The following is an 18239-nucleotide window of genomic DNA, read 5'->3' on the forward strand; positions in this document are numbered from 1 at the left end:
ATAAACGCTACCATCGTTCAGGATGCGCCATGTTTCAGAATCTAAAGGTGGCCGTTGCCGTAATCTGACGTTCGGCTCCGTAATAGCACGCTGTCGTTGCGTAACACGCTGCCACATATTTTTTATCAAAGAGATTATTGACGTTGACCCCTACATTTGAACCCGGTAGGTTAAATCTGGCCAGATCGTACTGGATTGCTGCATTCCAGATGGTGTAGGGCTTCACGTTGAAGGTATTAGCGGTATCACCTTTCGTTGAACCGATATACTGTCCTCCGAGTCCTAACGTCAATCCGCTCAGTGCGGTTTCATGCAAAGTGTAGTTCCCCCACAGTGTTGCCATATTTCTTGGAATTTCAGAAGGACGATTACCCTGGTATAACGTGTCTTTGGTGTATTCTGCATCTGTATATGAATAGCTCCCGATAACATCCACATTTTCAGTTAACGACGCTTTGGTCTCAAGCTCAATCCCCCTTGACCGTATTTCACCGTTTTGTACTGAATAATAGATATGTTCTGGGTCGGTGCTCAGGTTCTTATCTTTAGTTAACTGAAATACAGATAACGTTGCCGAAATCGCTCCATCATTAGGGATATATTTGACGCCTGCCTCATATTGTTTTGCACGTGACGCCTTGAATGTATTACCGGCATAGTCGGTGCCGCTGGTTGGCAGGAAAGATTCACTGTAGCTGAAATAAGGTGAAATACCGTTGTCAAACAGGTAATTCACGCCCCCACGCCAGGTAAATTGATTGTCGTCCTGTTTGGTGACAGCATTGTCGCTCAAGCGATTGACCGTGTCTGTTTTAGCCCAATCGTACCGCCCGCCCAAGGTTAATACCCAACGATTCCACTCAGCCTGATCTTGTAGATACAGTCCAGTTTGCTCCTGGCGGTCTATCTGGCTAGTGTAACCGTAATACTGCACTGCGGTATTACCATAAACAGGATTAACCAGATTCAGATTTGATGCCAGACCAAGCGCATGCCAGACGTCATTTCGGGTGTGGCGATAATCCACCCCCATCAACAGCGTGTGATCAACAGCATCTGTAGAAAACGTGCTTTGTGCCTGAGTATCGACTGCAAAGGTCGACAAATCCTCCTTGAACGCCAATGCCCCTCTCGCTAGCTGAGTGGGGTCAAACATGGAAACACCACTCCCATAGATGGTCCTGTAATCCATATCGACCGTTCCGTAGCGCAGGTTCTGGCGTATGGTCCAGTTATCGTTAATCTGATGATCGAAGGTATAACCGACTAACTTCTGATTTCGGGAAATTTTATTGTAGCCCGGCTCGCCATCATTAAAGTGGGTCGGCAACTTACCGCCGGCCCCGCTAGTCACGGTCCCTTCTTTAGGTAAATAGCCGAACCAGCCAACATCCGGTTCATTAAGAAAGTTGCTTAAAAAAGTAAAGCTGGTTTTGTCATCTGGACGCCAGGTGAATGACGGCGCTATCGAATAACGTTTTGCCTTTTCACCGACTTGTTGCTGATCCTGATCGCTGGCCACCCCTGTCAGTCGGTACGTTAATTCTCTTTTATCGTCAACCGCGCCGCCAAAATCAAAACCGGTTTGAAAAAGATTATGGTTGCCTGCCTTAAACTGAATTTCACGTATGGTTTCCGCGGTCGGGCGTTTGCTCACCAGCGCAATAACACCACTGGGATCACTCAGGCCGTATAAGACTGATGCGGGACCACGTAACAATTCAGCGCGTTCCAGCATATAAGGGTCAATCTGGAATGAAGCATAATCGTCACTCTGTAGTTTGAGTCCATCAAGGTAAATATTATCTGCAATCTGGCTAAAACCCCGAATATTGACGGAATTGAATAAGGTTGTTGAGCCTCGGTTGTCAGTCATCACGCCCGCGGAATAACGAAAAGCGTCTTTCAGGTTTGGAGGATCGAGCAGATCCATTTCTTCACGAGTCACTACGGTGACTGATTGTGGTGTTTTACGTAACGGTGTATCCGTTTTGGTACCAGTCGCACTGCGTTTTGCCACCATAGAGCCTACCGGGCCCCATGCATTTTCTGAAGAATGATTCTGACCATCGGCAGTTACGGTCATGGTATCTTCGGTGGTGGAGGACGGAGCATTGTCTGCCGACATTGCGGGAAATGACAATGAACTGATAAACGCACTGATCATGACAGCAGACGGTCGTTTAACAAAAAATCCTCTAAATTTCATGTGTGTATGAACTCATTTGGTTTAAGTGAGAGGTCGTGTTAAGAGATTTATCCGGACAACGCTGTCAAACGAATGTCCTACGTCACCTGCTTCAATATTTTCCTGGCGATCAATATTGATGCTTATGTACCCAGCACCTGGGCCTGCCATCTTCGATAGGACGCTGGTGCATCAAGTTTCCGAAAGAATAAAATCCGCAGCAACAATCAAATAAAACTCATTCTCATTTAACAATGAGAGATCATGTTTCGATAGCGAAATACAGCCATATAGTTGTTCAATTCAGCCAAAGTGACGTTGATGAAATCTTTGGCTGGAATGCGAAATAACATGACAAATTTTCGCAACTGCTCGGCACCCTCAAAAAGTTAGAGTGACCCTCTGAATGTCTCAACGTGAGCAAATACACGCGTCAGCAAAGCCAGAAACTCAAATTTATGAGGAACATCGATGTATCCACGAAATATTCGCGGGCAGGTAATACAGCCCAAGCCGCCAACCTTGTTCGTCTCCCCGTACAAAGGTGAATCCTTATGAGCATCGGGATGAATCGCCATGTGAAGCCTGCGGCCATCAGCATAATTGGTCTCATTGTCGTCTTCAGCCTGCTGTACACCTGGCGGGCCAGTCGCAGCAGTGGCGCAGAATATCAGGCCCTACCGCCTATACCGGTATCGACGATCCGCGCTGAACCCCGTAGTGTTGCAGAGCAACTTCAGGCTGTGGCCAGTTTGCAGGCTGTGCGCGAAGTGTTGCTCGCGCCAGACACGTCTGGCCGTGTGACCGCGATTAACTTCGAAGCGGGCCAGTTTGTGAGGGAAGGGGATGTACTGATACAGCTCTACGATGCTCCCGAACAAGCTGATCGACTCGCTGCCAAAGCCAAAGCTGATTTTGCGCAACTGCAATTGCGACGTTCTCAGGCACTGGCCTCTACGGGTGCCGGATCCCGCGAACTGCTGGAGCAGCGCATGTCGGAAGCCGCCCAGTCCGCCGCTGAGGTCAAGCAACTGGACGCGCGTATACAGCAAAAGGCTATTCGTGCGCCGTTCTCCGGTCAGCTTGGTATCCGTCGCATCAATCCTGGTCAGTATCTCAACGCCGGTGATGAGATAGCCTCGCTGACCCAACTCGACCCACTCTACGTTAACTTCACGTTGCCTCAGCAGGATCTCCCCAAATTGACGCCTGGTGCATCCGTTCAGGTCACGGTGGATGCGGCACCGGGGCGGGTATTCACGGCTAAAGTCAGCACCATCGACCCTCGAATTGATAGAGAAACACGTAACATCGCCATTCAGGCACTGTTACCCAATGCAGACCAGTCTCTGAAATCCGGCATGTACGCGACGGCGCGGCTGACATTACCTGCCAGTAACGATGCCATAGTCTTACCGCAGACGGCGATCCAGACCTCAGCTTCTGGCGACAGTGTGGTACTCGTGCAAAGTGCGGATGCTCAAGGGATCGGTAAAACGGTCGCTGTTCCGGTTATTACGGGTCGGCGACTTGGGGAAGAAGTCGTGGTGACACAAGGCGTTAAGGCTGGTGACATCGTGGTGACAGCGGGTCAGAACCGGCTCCCGCCAGGCGCAGTCGTGAAAATCAGTACCACGGCCTCTGCGACCGTTGACTCTGCCGCCAACGCAAAATAGGAAGACAACATCGTGCACCTCACTGATATTTTCATCCGCCGACCTATCCTGGCGCTGGTCGTCAGCCTGTTAATCCTGCTGATGGGTATTACTGCCGTTTTCCAGTTACCGGTGCGTCAGTACCCTTATCTCGAAAACGCCACCATTAGCGTGAGTACCACTTTGCCGGGCGCAACCCAGGAAGTGATGCAGGGGTTCGTGACCACGCCGATCGCGCAATCCATCGCCACGGCCAGCGGCATTGAATACCTCAGTTCGACCACTACGCAGGGCAAGAGCGAGATCAAGGCGCGCCTGGTGCTCAATGCCAACGCCGATCGAACGATGACGGAAGTCCTCGCCAAGGTGCAGCAGGTCAAGTACCAGTTGCCGGCGGGCGTCACCGATCCGGTCATCAGCAAGTCCACTGAAGGCGGCACGGCGGTGCAGTACATCGCCTTTTACAGCAAAACCCTTTCGATCTCGCAGGTGACGGATTTCGCCTCCCGGGTGGCGCAGCCGCTGTTCACGAGTATTCCGGGCGTGGCCTCGGCCGACGTCTATGGAGGCCAGGCGCTTGCCATGCGCATCTGGATCGATCCGGTACGGTTGGCCGCGCATGGACTATCGGCTGGAGAGATTGCGGCCGCCCTGCGCGCCAACAACGTGCAGGCCGCACCGGGCCAGCTCAAGAGTTCCCTGACCGTCACCAATATCAGCGCCGCCACCGACCTGCGCGGCGTGGAGGACTTCCGCCAGATGGTCGTCAAGTCCAGCCCAGAAGGCGGTGTGGTGCGGCTGTCGGATGTCGCCACGGTGGAAGTCGGTGGCCAGAACTACAACAACCTGTCGTTCGCGACAGGCGTCCCCGCGATCTTCGTCGCCCTGCAGCCTACGCCCGATGGCAATCCTCTGGAGATCGTCAAACGGGCCAACGAACTGTTGCCCAAGATCCGCGCGATGGCGCCGCCGGGGCTCACTGTCGCCCCCAACTACGACGTGGCACGTTTCGTCAATGCGTCCATCGAAGAAGTGAAGCACACGCTGGTCGAAGCCATCGTGATTGTGATCGTGGTGATATTCCTGTTCCTCGGCACCTTCCGCGCCGTCATCATCCCGGTGGTCACCATCCCGCTGTCGCTGGTCGGTACGGCGGCACTGATGTTGGCCTGCGGTTTCTCGATCAACCTGCTGACATTGTTGGCGATGGTGCTAGCGATCGGCCTGGTGGTGGATGATGCCATCGTCGTGGTGGAGAACATCCATCGCCACATTGAGGACGGACTGTCACCCGTGCGTGCGGCATTGCTCGGCGCTCGCGAAATCGTCGGACCGGTGATCGCCATGACCATCACGCTGGCGGCGGTCTACGCGCCTATCGGCATGATGGGTGGGTTGACCGGCGCACTATTCAAGGAGTTCGCCTTCACGCTGGCCGGCTCGGTGATCGTCTCGGGGGTCGTCGCGCTGACACTCTCGCCCGTGATGAGTTCGATGCTGCTCAGTTCCAGGCAAGGCGAGGGACGGCTGGCGAAGCGGGTTGAACACTACATGGAAGGTCTGACTGCGCTCTATGGGCGAATGCTTGCACATACCCTGGCCGCTCGCGGCGCGGTCCTGCTGGTCGGCGTAGTCGTGCTGGTGGCTATCGTGGTGTTGTTCGCCGGTGCCCGTCGCGAACTGGCACCGACTGAGGATCAGGGTGTCGTCATCGTCGTCACCAAAGCACCGCAATACGCTGGCGTGGGCTACACCGCCCGCTATGCTCAACAGATCGAAAAACTGTTCGAGCAAATTCCTGAGTTCGACAGCAGCTTTATGAACATCGGCGACGCCGCCGGCGGTCAGAACATGATGCTCGGCGGCGCCATACTGAAGGACTGGTCGGGACGCAAGCGTTCGGCCACCGAAATCCAGGGCCAGATTCAGGCAGCCGGCGGCACCATCGAGGGCGAGACGCTGACCGCCGTGCAATTGCCACCGCTGCCAGGCTCTAGCGGTGGCCTGCCGGTGCAGATGGTGCTGCGCTCACCCGATGACTTCAATACGCTGTACGAGACCGGCGAGAAGATCAAGGCCGCCGCTTATGCCAGTGGCCTGTTCCTTTACGTGCAGAACGACCTGTCTTACGACAGCCCGCAGGCGCACATCACCATCGACAACGTCCGCGCCAGCGAAATGGGCGTAACCATGCAGTCGATTGCTGATACCCTGGCCGTGCTGGTCGGCGAAAACTATGTCAACCGCTTCAACTTTCACGATCGCTCCTACGATGTGATCCCGCAGGTGCGCGGTAGCGAACGTATGACGCCAGAAGACCTCGGGCGCTTTTATGTCAAGGCGACCTCTGGCACGTTGGTGCCGCTATCGACCGTGACCCGCATCGACATGCGTCCGCAGGCCAACCAGCTCACCCAGTTCGGACAGATGAACTCCACGACACTGGAAATGTTGCCAGCGCCGGGCGTCAGCATGGGAGAGGCGGTAGCTTTCCTGCAATCGCAGGCACTGCCGCCCGGAACCAGCGTGGACTGGCTCAGCGACAGTCGCCAGTTTGTACAGGAAGGCAACCGCCTGCTGGTGTCCTTCTGCTTCGCACTCGTGGTTATCTTCCTCGTGTTGGCAGCGCAGTTCGAGAGCCTGCGTGATCCGCTGGTGATCCTGGTGACGGTTCCACTGGCGATCTGTGGCGCACTGGTACCATTGTGGCTGGGTTACGCGACGCTCAACATCTACACCCAGATTGGACTCGTCACCCTGATAGGGCTGATTTCCAAGCACGGAATTCTGATGGTCACGTTCGCCAACCACATTCAGCACCATGAAAATATCAGCCGTATAGAGGCCATTGAGAAGGCGGCGACGGTGCGTATGCGTCCTGTGTTGATGACAACATCGGCGATGGTCGCTGGTTTGGTACCGCTTTTATTCGCTGATGGTGCAGGTTCTGCGAGCCGATTTTCCATCGGTATCGTCGTGGTGATGGGGATGCTTATCGGCACCTTCTTTACGTTGTTCGTACTTCCCACAATTTATAGCTTCGTTGCCAAGGATCATCGGGCAGTCGCGGAAAGCCCCCGTGCACGCGAACTCGCTACTACGGAGGCACCTGATGTCGAACTCTGATCTGTTTTCTGCCCACACCGACGCCATGGGCATCGCTCTGCGTCGGGCCTTGTTTCCCATTTTGCGCGCTACTTTCCTGAGCACTGCCGTTGCCAGCTTTATCACCGGTTGCGCCAGTGGCCCTGATTACCATGCGCCTGCTTTACCTCAAACCGCAGCAGGTCCTTTTGTCAGCAAATCGGACCATACGGATACGGCGCACTCTCTGCCATCTGAGTGGTGGAAATTGTATGATGACCCCAGACTCAACAGTCTGGTGCTGGAAGCACTGTCTGCCAATACCGATCTGCGTGTTGCTCTGGCTAACCTTGAACGTGCACGGGCTGTTTACAAGGAGGCGCAAAGTGGCTTGCTTCCATCGACTAACGTATCGGGCGGAGCAGGCTACGGACGCGACCAGACCACATGGACGGGTTCCGGGCAGGCACCTACCCAGTGGAGTTACAGCGGTGGACTTAACGTCTCTTATGAACTAGACCTGTTCGGTCGGGTCAGACGTGATATTGAAGCTGCACAGGCTGACACTGATGCTGTCGCTGCTGACTACGATGCAGCGAAAGTCATTGTGGTCGCTGCAACGACACGGGCCTACATCGATGCCTGCGCCTATGGTGAATCCATCAATGTCGCGCATTCGTCCGTTGAACTGGCCCGACACAGCCTGGAACTCATCAGCAATCAGGCGCACGCCGGTGCGGCATCAAATCTGGATGTGGAGCGGGCTGGTGTGACGCTGGCTCAGGCCGAGGCCTCTCTACCGCCGTTACAGAGTCAGCGGGATACTGCGTTGTTCGAGTTGGCTGCATTAATGGGCCGCACGCCATCGCAGGTGCCAGCTTCTGCTCGTGACTGCACCAAAGCGCCCGAGCTCGCGGGTGTGCTACCGGTTGGTGACGGCACCGCATTGCTGCGTCGTCGCCCTGATGTGCGGCAGGCCGAACGCCAGTTAGCTGGCGATACTGCACGCATCGGCGTGGCAGTGGCTGACCTTTACCCAAGGGTTTCACTGGGTGCTTCAGGAAACTACCTGCGTAATGACTATCTGACAGGCAATCGCACCTGGTCTTTCTCAGTCGGTCCGCTGATTTCCTGGTCATTCCCGAACATGATGGTGGCGCGTAGCCATCTTGCTCAGGCGAAGGCGCAAACTGCAGCATCACTGGCTCACTTTGATGGCACCGTACTGAATGCGCTGAAAGAGTCTGAGCAATCATTGAGTGCCTATCGTGCAGCGATACAGCAGCGAGAGTCGTTGGTCGACGCGCGTAATCGTGCAGAGAACGCCTTCCGGTTAGCTCAGCAGCAGTACCGTGTTGGATCGATCAGTTATCTCGATGTGATTGTCGCGCAGAAAAACCTGATAGATACGAAATCACAGGTGGCCGCGGCTGACCAACAGGTCGGTTCCGCGAGGGTTAGCGTATTCAAGGCGCTGGGTGGCGGATGGGAGCAGGGCAGTATCCAGTAACGCCAGGATACCGGTGCGATGCCAATCCCTCCGTCGCACCGGTATCGACCCAACCCGAATATTGCCCGAGCCAGTCAGTTTCGTCTCCGATAAGTATGGATTATCGTTCAGCAGCCACTTCGTGCGCTAATCAGCCGTGCGTTTAATCCAAACGAATTATATCAGGCATAGAGGTTGACTCACCGCCAGCCGAACTCGCCATTCGTTCGAAAAGGTAACGTGCTGGTGGCTTACCGACTGCTTTTCGGAACATGGTGACAAATCCGCTGGCGTTCTCATAGCCAAGCTCCAGAGCCACCGTTTGTACGCTTTCACCTCTTGAGAGACGCTGAAGTGAAAGGATGACGTGCAACTGCCGACGCCAGCGGCCAAAACTCATTCCAATTTCGTGTAGAAGCAGTCGACTCATGCTTCTTTCGCTCATACCAATACGATTAGCCCATTCGCCTAAAGACGATTTGTCCGTCGGATCGGCCAGCAGCATTTCTGCAAGCCGCCGTAGCCTGCGATCGCGAGGCATCGGCAAATGCAGATCTTCTACAGGGGCCGCAGACAATTCATCCAGCAGCGTTGCTATCAACCTGCCTTCGGGGCCATCGGTCAGGTATAGCTGGGGGAAACCGGCGACCTTCAGTAGTAGTTCGCGCAAAAGAGGTCCTACTGAAATCGTGCAACAGATTTTCGGAAGCGCTGGCGCAGCCTCTGGTTCGACAAATAAGCAGTAGCATTCCGTATCGCCGGAACCACGAGCGGAATGCGGTAAATTACCCGGGATCCATACCGCACAATGTGGCGGGACAATCCACACCCCATCCTCCACCTCGCAGTTGAGCATACCTCTCACCGAGTAGATCAATTGTGCTTTGCGATGCTGGTGCTTCTCCTGTTCCCAACCTTTGGACACCATGGATGCGCTCAAAGAGACTACGGGCCGGGGAATGCTATCAACATCGAAGGGAGCAACAGAATCCAGTGAGGGTTGGCGTGACATGGTCTTGACTGGGCCTCGGGTTGAAGGAAAACATCACATGGCAGGTTTGAACAATATTATGACCAACATTCGCAATGCAGTCTAATGCCCAATCAGGTAATTTTGGACTAACCGTGTTGGTGTGTTGCTGTTCGAGGTTTCTCGCTGATGTAAATACGTTTACTGGTCGGTGAGGCTATCGACAATTGATAAAATCAAACGTTGGAAGGAATATTCATATGCGAATTGATGCCGCTCAGTTCCCTTTTGTGTGGATACAAATGGCTGCTCCTGGTAAGGATCCAAACATCTCCCCGTTTACAGAGTTTGAAACTCTGCTTGCCCGTCAGGAGGTCTTTGTCCTCTTGAACGATGAAGGCACGATGCACGACGAACATGAACATGAGCACTCGCCTGAAGAGATGAAACAGATTACACGCTGGATGAAAGCTCACAAGGGTGAATTACGGGCTTTCGTCAAAGCATCAATCCACATTGAACCAAACAAGGCCAAACGGATTGCGGCCAAACCCTTCGCTATCGTATATGAAAAATTCTGGGGCTATCCTTTGATGATGGCATCCTCAAAGGAAGATGCTTTAGCGACAGCGCAGAAATTGCTGTCAGAAGAGTAAAAAAGAGCAGGTAGACTTGTTCAGCTCGGATGGTAATGGTTTACTCTTCAAAAACAGACGGGTAGCGTAGTTCTTAGCGTATAAGTTCAGCCTCATCCATCTCATCTGAAGCAGCGATTCCTTGTCTGTTTTTTATACCGCCATTGCACTCATCGGTGTACTCACTTTTAGCGGCGCCGTAGTGAGATGTTCCTGTCTGTATCATAAAGGGAGATGCATTTTTCAGCAGCGGCCGGCGGCCCCTTGTTCTAGGTTTACACAACATGTTGAACGTAAAAGACTAAACGACCGGGGAGACCGGTCGCCTTTGTGAATTTATGCCGCTGAGTTTTTATGCGTCATGGTCGTAAGCGCTTTATCGTTGAGGCTGTATTTGCGCATGATTAGCACCAACAATGCCACCAGAATAGCCGGAAACACGGTGAATAATAGCCGAATGGTTTCTAATGCCGATGCGGTTTGCGTTGTTGCACCGCCGACATACTCGCCCCAGGCGAGCAGATATCCTACCAGCGCGCCGCCAATGGCGATCCCTAACTTAATGGCGAATAAATTGGTGGAAAACACGATTCCGCTGAGTTTCTTCCCGCTTTTTTGCTTCTCAGCATCGATAATGTCTGACAGCATGCTCCACTGTAAGGGGGTCGCTGCGAGCTGGATGATATTGATCATAATCACCAGCGAGAAAATGGCAATAACATTGCTGCCAGGAATAAAATACATGCCCAGTAGTAGCGCGGCTTCGAGGAGCATTGCTGCTTTAAACCCTTTCACTTTATCGATGCTTTTGAATATAGTGGACGAAACCATCGCACCCAGTACTCCCGATGCCAGCGTGGCGGTCAGTAACATGCTGCCCAAATCGGGGCGATTCATAATACTATTTACAAAATAGAGAGTGGTACCGCCTTTAAACAGCACAGCCACTAGGTTAACCACATTGAGCGCAAACAAAATGCGCCAGTCTTTATTAGCAATAAGTGTTTTAAGATCGTCGAGAATGCTATTCTTTTTGGTTGATTCGACATCAGTTGAAAAACGCTCTTTTGTCAGACCGAAGCAGATAAAAAAGAGAATAATGCTTAGCGTACCCATCACCATCATGGTGTAGAAATATCCGTTCTGTAAATTACCTTTCCCCAGATAAGCCACCAGTGGCAGGGCTGTCAGGGAAACAATTAATCCCCCCAGGGTGCTTAAGGCAAATCGCCAGGATTGTAGTGACACGCGTTCTCTGGAGTCATTTGAAATATTATTGATCATTGCGCAGTAGGGCACATTAATGGCGGTGTAAACCAGCGAAAGTAATGTATAAGAAACATACGCGTAAATCAGTTTGCCACCGTAAGATAAATCTGGGGTGTAAAAGGTTAAACAGCAAAGCACACCAAAAGGAATGGCAAACCATAATAAGTAAGGACGGAACTGACCATATTTTGATTTTGTCCTGTCAGCCACCGCGCCCATTAATACATCTGTTACGGCATCCAGGAAACGTACCGCCAGAAACATGGTGCCCATATGAGCAGGGCTTAAGCCAAAAATGTCAGTATAAAAATAGGCCATAAACAACATTACGGTCTGCCAAACTAGATTACAACCGGTATCGCCCAGCCCATAACTTATTTTTTCTTTTACAGTTAGTTGTGTACTATTCATAGGGACTCCATCAGATAAGAAGTAACAAACTTGCTCTAACAGACAATAATTAAGTTATTGCCAAGCTCGCTTGTGATATGTATAAACAATCCCGTTAAATATAAGAAGAGTGTACTGTATGAGTGACGAATCTCCCGTTTTCGAAAAAATACCTGTTCGCGCCGGGGAGCTGTTCACCTTCCGGGTCGATGCTATCGACAACTTCCCAGGTATAGAGGTTGTGCCTCATTACCATATGATGCACGAGCTGATGTGGTTCAGGAAATCAGCCGGGAGCTTTACCATTGGAAGTGAGAAATTGTTTATAGAAAACAATACATTGATTTATGTTCCAGCACTAATGATCCATGAGATGAGCATCCCGGCTCAGACAAATCATGTTCGTTATCTTCTGCAATTTGAAAAAGAGTGGCTTGATGAGTACGCGCTGGCATCCGACGCGCTGCAGTGCGGTGCAATGGCCGTGCTCGGCGCTGAAGACGCCGACCGACTGGAGATGTTATTTAACTGGTGTGGCGAGTTTAGTGATTTTACCGACACACTTTTCCGCTCGCTTATCCGCAGTATTTTGCTGCATGCGTTTAAAAACCTGAAAGCGGCTGTGCATATTACGGAAATAGCAAACAATACTTATCTCGGGGAGCTTATAAGGTTACTTAAATCCATTGATGTGAGCGAAAATTATGAAATTACCACGGAGGAGGCCGCACGAATCTGCCACTGGTCGAAATCGTGGTTCTCAAAAACATTTAAGCTCACCTTCGGTATTAGTTTTAAGAAATTTATGTTGCTGAGAAAAATTAATATTGCAGTTAATTTGTTAGCAAATACTGATCTTCGGATTAGTGATGTTTCGCAGCGCGCAGGTTTTACTGATAGTGCCTATTTTTGTCTTAAATTCCGAGAAATGATGAGCGATACCCCATTGTCATTCAGGGTTAAAGTTAGAACTACCACTGATGTCGCTAACGGGCTAAGTTCATAAAATAACAATGTTAAAAATGGATGCTGAATAAAATAGGGGCTTCTTTTCTGAGTGTGATAGACGTTTCACTGGTCGCGCAAAAAATCATATAAAACCCACCAAAGAATAATTTTTTTGCCCACAATTAAGCTTGCTTTTCATAACGTGAATACGGCGCTTGTTTCACCACGCTGATCATCCCTTGAAAATAAAGGTATTGTTATGTAAATGAGAAAACGAGGCCGGAAAGCGTGGTTCATACCCGTCTGGAAGAGCACCCGTGGCCCGCACTGCCGACGAAAGATGATTTTGGCTCCACGACCCTGGCTCTGCATTACCAATCGCTGCGCATTCCGCTCGGTGAAGAGATGTGTTCGCTTCGTGAAAGAAACGGCTGGCTGCGCCTGCGTTGCCGTGAGTCTCTTAGTTCTCGTCATTACCAGCGTTTGCTGGCCCGGCGGCAGACAGATTTTGCCTATACCGCGCAGACCTGTGTGGATTTTTCCCCGCGTGCGTTCCAGCAATGGCCGGGCTGGTCTGCTTTTACGATATGACCAATACTTTAAAGAACACAATATTGAGCGCTTCACCGGAGCCTTTGTGGGCATGTGTTGCCAGGATTTGACCGGCGAACAGGCTTATGCGGACTCTGATTACTTTTCTTATTCGGCAGAACAGTACTAACCGTTGATAGCACGGCATGTGTTTTTCCTGCCAGTGCCATTAAGATAAAGGCGCTTTTTATTTTCTGTGAAAGGGATCACCTGCATGGGAGATACTTCTTATATTTACGAGGGCGTTTAATATACCTGGGTAAAAATACGGGCGGTAAAATCAGGGATAACAGGTTACGTTAATAACGGATAAAGAGTGGTTATTTATGATTCAGAATCCCATATTCAAAGGCTTTAATCCCGATCCGTGTATTTGCCGCCGAGGCGATGATTATTATGTTGCTGTCTCCTCATTTGAATGGTTTCCGGGGATCCCCATTTATCATTCGCGGGATTTAAAAAACTGGCAATTGCTGACACACATTTTGCAGGATGACAATGCCCCCGACTTGCGAAAATTGCCCTCCGCCAAAGGCATCTGGGCACCTTGCCTGACCTGGTGTGAAGAGGAGCAGTTGTTCTATGTCATTTATGGCGTAATGAACTCCATGAATGCCCGCTATTTTGATGTCGACAATTACCTGATTACCGCCAAAGAGGTAACCGGACCGTGGAGTGAGCCTGTCTATCTTCACTCCGCCGGTTTTGATGCGTCGATACTGCATGATACCGACGGACGGAAATGGATTGTCTCTCTGGAGTGGGAAACACGCCCTGGCTATGAAAAACCCGGCGCCATTTGCCTGGTGGAGTATTCTCCGGTGCAGAAAGCCATTATCGGTTTTCCTCAACGCATCTGGTCCGGTGGTACTGATCGGGGGTGCATAGAGGCACCTCATCTGACGAAACGCGGTGATTACTACTACATGATGACGGCGGAAGGTGGCACGGGATACGGGCATGCGGTCACTATGGGGCGGGCGAAAAATGTCTGGGGGCCGTATAAGAGCGACCCGCAAAATCCGATTGTCACATCGCACAGTGAAAACTTTAATGAACGCCACGATGCAAACCACCTTAAGCCGCAGTACTTCAATCCGGAAACTTACCTGCAAAAAGCCGGGCACGGCAGCTATGTCGAGACGCCTCAAGGGGAGGTCTGGTTGGTTCATTTATGTAGCCGACCGTTTCGTGAGGAACGGCGTTGCACCCTTGGCCGGGAAACCGCCATTCAGGAGATGTACTGGACGGCGGATAACTGGTTAAGATTAAAAGGCGGGGGCAATATTGCCCGACATGAGGTCAACGCATCGGCCTTGCCGCCCTTCCCGTTTGCGCCGGATGCGCCGATGGATCATTTTGATAAGGCGGAGCTGGATAACAGTTATTACGCGCCGCGCATCGATTTTCGCCGCTTTACCTCGCTGCAAACGCGCACCAGCCATGTCACGTTACGGGGGCAGGAGTCGTTAAGTTCGACCAACAAGGTGAGTCTACTGGCGAAGAAACTGACCTCGGTCTATTGCACTATCACCACTAAACTCACCTTTTCCCCGCAGGTCTACCAACACAGTGCGGGCTTAGTGTTTTATTACGACAACATGAACTATCTCTACCTGCTGCAGACCTGGGATGCATCAATAGAGGAACCCGTGCTGTCGGTAATTCATGTGGATAACGGTCAGCGGCATGACATTGCGCAGCCTGTCAGGTCAGGTGACGAGCCGGTCTTTCTCCAGATGCGAATTGAAGGGCGGGATATCTGCTGTTACTGGTCACTGAGCGATGGTGATTATCAGCCGATTGGCGAACGCTACGATACGACGGCATTTTCCGATGAGTATAGCCAGTATGGGGAATTTACCGGTGCATTTTTCGGGCTGGCCTGTGTGGATGCGATGCTCCATCAACACGAAGCTCATTTTGATTTTTTACGCTATGAGGCAGATGAGACGCGCCTGATTGATTAAGGTTTTCGCGGCGACAATGCCCATTATCGTTACGGTTCTTCACCTCGTTGAGGTGAAGAACTCGCGAGTGTATATCCTGCGTAAGAAAGTGGTCCCAGTAACCAGTCTTTCATCTGCAACCATTCTTTGGTGATAAGTTCAAAAGTGTTGGATGCGTCGTTGACTTTGCGGATCTTATCTAACTGACAAGCCTGTGCTGGGTTGACTCCACCCGCGACCTGCTTTCGCGCTTGCTCACATTTCTCTCGTGCTTCGGAGAGTTTTACCGCTGGATACTCACCCAACGCAAACATGCTTGATTTTCCGTTGAGTTTCACTTCGAAGTAGAGGCCGTTAAAGTCGTTAAGTCGATAGAATTTTTCTTTCGGCTTGGCAGTGCGGCATTGCGTATCAGTGAGCATAGTGGGTTCTTGCCAGTTTCTTATACCGCTATTTGCATCTCTATACTCATTTTTGACTGCGCTGCCATGAGATTACATGAGACATCATGAAAAGAAAAATCCACGCTATTGCGTGGATTATCAATGGCTTGTCAATCCTCATGCGATGTATTGAGATCTCATGAGACAACAGAAGCGATTTAGACGTTAAACAGGAAGTTCATAATATCGCCGTCTTTAACGATATATTCTTTCCCTTCTGAACGCATTTTACCGGCTTCTTTGGCACCTTGTTCACCTTTGTAAGTGATGAAATCATCAAAGGCGATGGTTTGGGCGCGGATAAAGCCTTTCTCGAAGTCGGTATGAATTTTACCGGCTGCCTGCGGAGCCGTCGCACCGACCGGGATGGTCCAGGCGCGGACTTCTTTCACCCCAGCGGTGAAATAGGTTTGCAGGTTCAGCAGTTTGTAACCAGCACGAATCACGCGGTTTAACCCCGGTTCTTCCAGACCGAGTTCGGCCATGAATTCGTCACGCTCGGCGTCGTCCAGCTCGGCAATGTCTGACTCCACCGCCGCACAGACAGGAACCACCACCGAACCTTCGCTGGCCGCGATTTCACGCACCTGATCCAGGTAGGGGTTGTTTTCGAAACCGTCTTCATTGACGTTGGCAATGTACATGGTCGGCTTTAACGTCAGGAAGCTCAGGTAACGAATGGCGGCTTTCTCTTCTGCACTCAGATCTAAGGCGCGAAGCATGCCAGCCTTTTCCAGTTGCGGCAGGCATTTTTCCAGCGCCGCTTGCTCAATTTTAGCGTCTTTGTCGCCGCCTTTGGCTTTCTTCTGTACACGGTGCAGCGCACGCTCACAGGTATCCAGATCCGCCAGCGCCAGTTCGGTGTTAATGGTATCGATATCTTCCGCTGGGTTCACTTTACCCGCAACGTGGATGATATTTTCATTCTCAAAGCAACGTACCACATGGCCGATGGCTTCGGTTTCACGGATGTTGGTCAGGAACTGGTTACCCAGACCTTCACCTTTGGAGGCACCTTTTACCAGACCGGCGATATCCACAAATTCCATGGTGGTGGGGATGGTGCGCTGCGGCTTGACGATCTCAGCCAGTTGGTCGAGGCGTAGATCCGGCATCGGCACAACGCCGGTGTTGGGTTCGATAGTACAAAACGGAAAGTTGGCCGCTTCGATACCGGCTTTGGTCAGCGCGTTGAACAGAGTAGATTTACCCACGTTAGGCAGCCCAACGATACCGCATTTGAATCCCATGTTTATGTCACCTTAAAAATCACTAATCATCAGGCTTTGCGTGTAAAAAGCCTGTCAGAATGGAAAAAGTCAGTCTTGATGCTAATTATACACATAATGCGGCATGAACTCGATCCGCCCGATACGTCATCATGACGCTTTGAACGCATGCAGGCGATTCATGGCTTTGACCATGTCTTCTTTCATCAAAATATCGGTACAGCGCAAGGATTCGTCGATGGCTTGATCGATCAGCGTCTGTTCGCTGACAGGCGGCTTACCGAGCACGAATCCCACCACTTTGTTTTTATCGCCCGGATGGCCGATGCCAATGCGTAAACGGTGGAAATTGGGGTTATTGCCCAGTTTACTGACGATATCTTTCAGCCCATTGTGACCACCGTGACCACCGCCAAGTTTCAGCTTGGCGACGCCGGGCGGTAAGTCCAGTTCATCGTGTGCCACCAAAATTTCATCAGGTTGAATGCGATAAAACGTTGCCATGGCGGCCACGGCTTTACCACTCAGGTTCATGAACGTCGTGGGCACCAGCAAACGTACATCGTTGCCTGCCAGAGACAGACGTGCGGTATAGCCGAAAAATTTACTCTCTTCTTTCAGCGGTTGCCGGTAGGCGTCAGCCAGGCGGTCAACGTACCAAGCGCCCGCATTGTGGCGGGTGGCGGCGTATTCGGCACCAGGGTTCGCCAGACCTACAATCAATTTGATACCACTCACAGTTGCATACCACTCATTATTGGATACGACTCACGCGATACGTTTTCAAACGGCCAGGGGCATGCCACGTATCTGGGGAATTGGCAAAGCTGGTAGTGTAACGCAGGGGCTGTTGATCACCAACATGTGATCCTTCACGCAACCCTAGGCGGAGGGGCTGCTTATACTGTAAACAGATCAGAAGGACACGCAGCACAATTCAGATTATTTTCTCTGGTCTGATTATTTCCACTGGATATTTCTGGAGGTGAAATATGAAACGTAGAAATGCTGTGAGAGTGGGCAACGCATTCATGGGATTGGGTCTGTTGCTTATGGTTGCCGGAATAGCGTATTCGATTGCTAATCAGTTGCCTGAATTAAATCTGCCGGGGTCGCTCTATTATGTAGAGTTACTGGCTATTTTTGCTGGCGCTATTTTGTGGCTGACAGGTGCACGTATTAGTGGTCGTGAGAGTGTGACGGACCGTTACTGGTGGCTGAAACACTTTGATAAACGCTGCCGCCGCGAGCGTCACCCCTGAGTCACGTGTAGCTTCAGACGCAATCGACCCGTCGGTCGCAGGCGGGGGGTTATGTATACCCGTCATATTTCACGTTGCAGGCGTGAGTTGGTGTTTTACTCGATCTGTAACGAGGCCCAAGCGCATCGTTCAGCTGT

The 18239-nt window shown here is 51.5% G+C and carries 14 protein-coding genes and 1 pseudogene; 9 read left to right on the forward strand and 6 right to left on the reverse strand.

Annotation, left to right across the window (positions count from 1 at the left end):
- Positions 1-34 precede the first annotated feature (34 nt).
- Positions 35-2209, reverse strand: coding sequence for a ferrichrome porin FhuA (gene fhuA, locus FGI04_RS07890; protein WP_407336550.1), 2175 nt, complete (start codon positions 2207-2209; stop codon positions 35-37).
- 533 nt (positions 2210-2742) lie between these two features.
- Between fhuA and FGI04_RS07895 the strand changes: the two genes are divergently transcribed.
- The 3 genes from FGI04_RS07895 to FGI04_RS07905 are packed head-to-tail and all read left to right on the forward strand — an operon-like array spanning position 2743 to position 8437.
- Entirely contained in the window at positions 2743-3864 is a 1122-nt protein-coding gene (locus FGI04_RS07895) for an efflux RND transporter periplasmic adaptor subunit (protein WP_342700878.1), read from the forward strand.
- Between the two features lie 12 nt (positions 3865-3876).
- The gene (locus FGI04_RS07900) at positions 3877-6969 is read left to right on the forward strand and encodes an efflux RND transporter permease subunit (RefSeq protein WP_407321415.1); all 3093 of its coding nucleotides are present in this window, start codon (positions 3877-3879) and stop codon (positions 6967-6969) included.
- Positions 6956-8437, forward strand: a complete 1482-nt coding sequence (locus FGI04_RS07905) for an efflux transporter outer membrane subunit (protein ID WP_407273446.1) — start codon at positions 6956-6958, stop codon at positions 8435-8437. The genes FGI04_RS07900 and FGI04_RS07905 overlap by 14 nt, the downstream gene beginning before the upstream one ends.
- A 142-nt stretch (positions 8438-8579) precedes the next feature.
- On the opposite strand, the gene FGI04_RS07910 is transcribed toward FGI04_RS07905, so the two are convergent.
- Positions 8580-9428, reverse strand: a complete 849-nt coding sequence (locus FGI04_RS07910) for an AraC family transcriptional regulator (protein WP_407336551.1) — start codon at positions 9426-9428, stop codon at positions 8580-8582.
- Positions 9429-9646: 218 nt separating this feature from the next.
- On the opposite strand from FGI04_RS07910, the gene FGI04_RS07915 reads away from it, so the two are divergent.
- The gene (locus tag FGI04_RS07915) at positions 9647-10042 is read left to right on the forward strand and encodes a hypothetical protein (protein WP_407321413.1); all 396 of its coding nucleotides are present in this window, start codon (positions 9647-9649) and stop codon (positions 10040-10042) included.
- 315 nt (positions 10043-10357) lie between these two features.
- Here FGI04_RS07915 and FGI04_RS07920 read toward each other — a convergent pair whose 3' ends face one another.
- Positions 10358-11701 (reverse strand): glycoside-pentoside-hexuronide (GPH):cation symporter, encoded by a 1344-nt coding sequence (locus FGI04_RS07920; RefSeq protein ID WP_407339898.1) that lies wholly within the window; start codon positions 11699-11701, stop codon positions 10358-10360.
- Between the two features lie 118 nt (positions 11702-11819).
- Between FGI04_RS07920 and FGI04_RS07925 the strand changes: the two genes are divergently transcribed.
- The 4 genes from FGI04_RS07925 (at position 11820) to FGI04_RS07940 (ending at position 15189) form a co-directional block, all read left to right on the forward strand.
- Complete coding sequence (locus FGI04_RS07925; RefSeq protein WP_407336552.1) at positions 11820-12686, forward strand: helix-turn-helix domain-containing protein; 867 nt, start codon at positions 11820-11822, stop codon at positions 12684-12686.
- A gap of 230 nt (positions 12687-12916) precedes the next feature.
- A complete protein-coding gene (locus FGI04_RS07930; protein ID WP_342700871.1) occupies positions 12917-13219 on the forward strand; it encodes a beta-xylosidase family glycoside hydrolase in 303 nt (100 codons plus the stop codon).
- A gap of 52 nt (positions 13220-13271) precedes the next feature.
- Entirely contained in the window at positions 13272-13349 is a 78-nt protein-coding gene (locus tag FGI04_RS07935) for a hypothetical protein (protein WP_342701288.1), read from the forward strand.
- 196 nt (positions 13350-13545) lie between these two features.
- The gene (locus FGI04_RS07940) at positions 13546-15189 is read left to right on the forward strand and encodes a glycoside hydrolase family 43 protein (RefSeq protein WP_342700870.1); all 1644 of its coding nucleotides are present in this window, start codon (positions 13546-13548) and stop codon (positions 15187-15189) included.
- 101 nt (positions 15190-15290) lie between these two features.
- Here FGI04_RS07940 and FGI04_RS07945 read toward each other — a convergent pair.
- The 3 genes and pseudogenes from FGI04_RS07945 to pth all read right to left on the reverse strand — a co-directional run.
- Positions 15291-15590, reverse strand: a pseudogene (locus tag FGI04_RS07945) (Arm DNA-binding domain-containing protein); the annotation flags it as partial.
- A gap of 179 nt (positions 15591-15769) precedes the next feature.
- The gene (gene ychF / locus FGI04_RS07950; RefSeq protein WP_012884687.1) at positions 15770-16861 is read right to left on the reverse strand and encodes a redox-regulated ATPase YchF; all 1092 of its coding nucleotides are present in this window, start codon (positions 16859-16861) and stop codon (positions 15770-15772) included.
- 129 nt (positions 16862-16990) lie between these two features.
- Positions 16991-17578: an aminoacyl-tRNA hydrolase gene (pth, locus tag FGI04_RS07955; protein WP_012884688.1), complete on the reverse strand. Its 588-nt coding sequence runs from the start codon at positions 17576-17578 to the stop codon at positions 16991-16993.
- Between the two features lie 254 nt (positions 17579-17832).
- Here pth and ychH point away from each other — a divergent pair, with 254 nt between their 5' ends.
- Positions 17833-18102, forward strand: a complete 270-nt coding sequence (ychH, locus tag FGI04_RS07960) for a stress-induced protein YchH (RefSeq protein WP_012884689.1) — start codon at positions 17833-17835, stop codon at positions 18100-18102.
- The last annotated feature ends 137 nt before the right edge of the window (positions 18103-18239 follow it).

Source organism: Dickeya ananatis (assembly GCF_019464615.1).
In the GTDB taxonomy this organism is placed as follows: Bacteria; Pseudomonadota; Gammaproteobacteria; order Enterobacterales; family Enterobacteriaceae; genus Dickeya; species Dickeya oryzae.

What these genes read in the sequence shown, in the direction of transcription:
- fhuA (WP_407336550.1), bottom strand. Translation starts at nt 2,209, where the DNA reads ATGAAATTTAGAGGATTTTTTGTTAAACGACCGTCTGCTGTCATGATC.
- FGI04_RS07895 (WP_342700878.1), top strand. Translation starts at nt 2,743, where the DNA reads ATGAGCATCGGGATGAATCGCCATGTGAAGCCTGCGGCCATCAGCATA.
- FGI04_RS07905 (WP_407273446.1), top strand. Translation starts at nt 6,956, where the DNA reads ATGTCGAACTCTGATCTGTTTTCTGCCCACACCGACGCCATGGGCATC.
- FGI04_RS07910 (WP_407336551.1), bottom strand. Translation starts at nt 9,428, where the DNA reads ATGTCACGCCAACCCTCACTGGATTCTGTTGCTCCCTTCGATGTTGAT.
- FGI04_RS07915 (WP_407321413.1), top strand. Translation starts at nt 9,647, where the DNA reads ATGCGAATTGATGCCGCTCAGTTCCCTTTTGTGTGGATACAAATGGCT.
- FGI04_RS07920 (WP_407339898.1), bottom strand. Translation starts at nt 11,701, where the DNA reads ATGAATAGTACACAACTAACTGTAAAAGAAAAAATAAGTTATGGGCTG.
- FGI04_RS07925 (WP_407336552.1), top strand. Translation starts at nt 11,820, where the DNA reads ATGAGTGACGAATCTCCCGTTTTCGAAAAAATACCTGTTCGCGCCGGG.
- FGI04_RS07935 (WP_342701288.1), top strand. Translation starts at nt 13,272, where the DNA reads ATGTGTTGCCAGGATTTGACCGGCGAACAGGCTTATGCGGACTCTGAT.
- FGI04_RS07940 (WP_342700870.1), top strand. Translation starts at nt 13,546, where the DNA reads ATGATTCAGAATCCCATATTCAAAGGCTTTAATCCCGATCCGTGTATT.
- ychF (WP_012884687.1), bottom strand. Translation starts at nt 16,861, where the DNA reads ATGGGATTCAAATGCGGTATCGTTGGGCTGCCTAACGTGGGTAAATCT.
- ychH (WP_012884689.1), top strand. Translation starts at nt 17,833, where the DNA reads ATGAAACGTAGAAATGCTGTGAGAGTGGGCAACGCATTCATGGGATTG.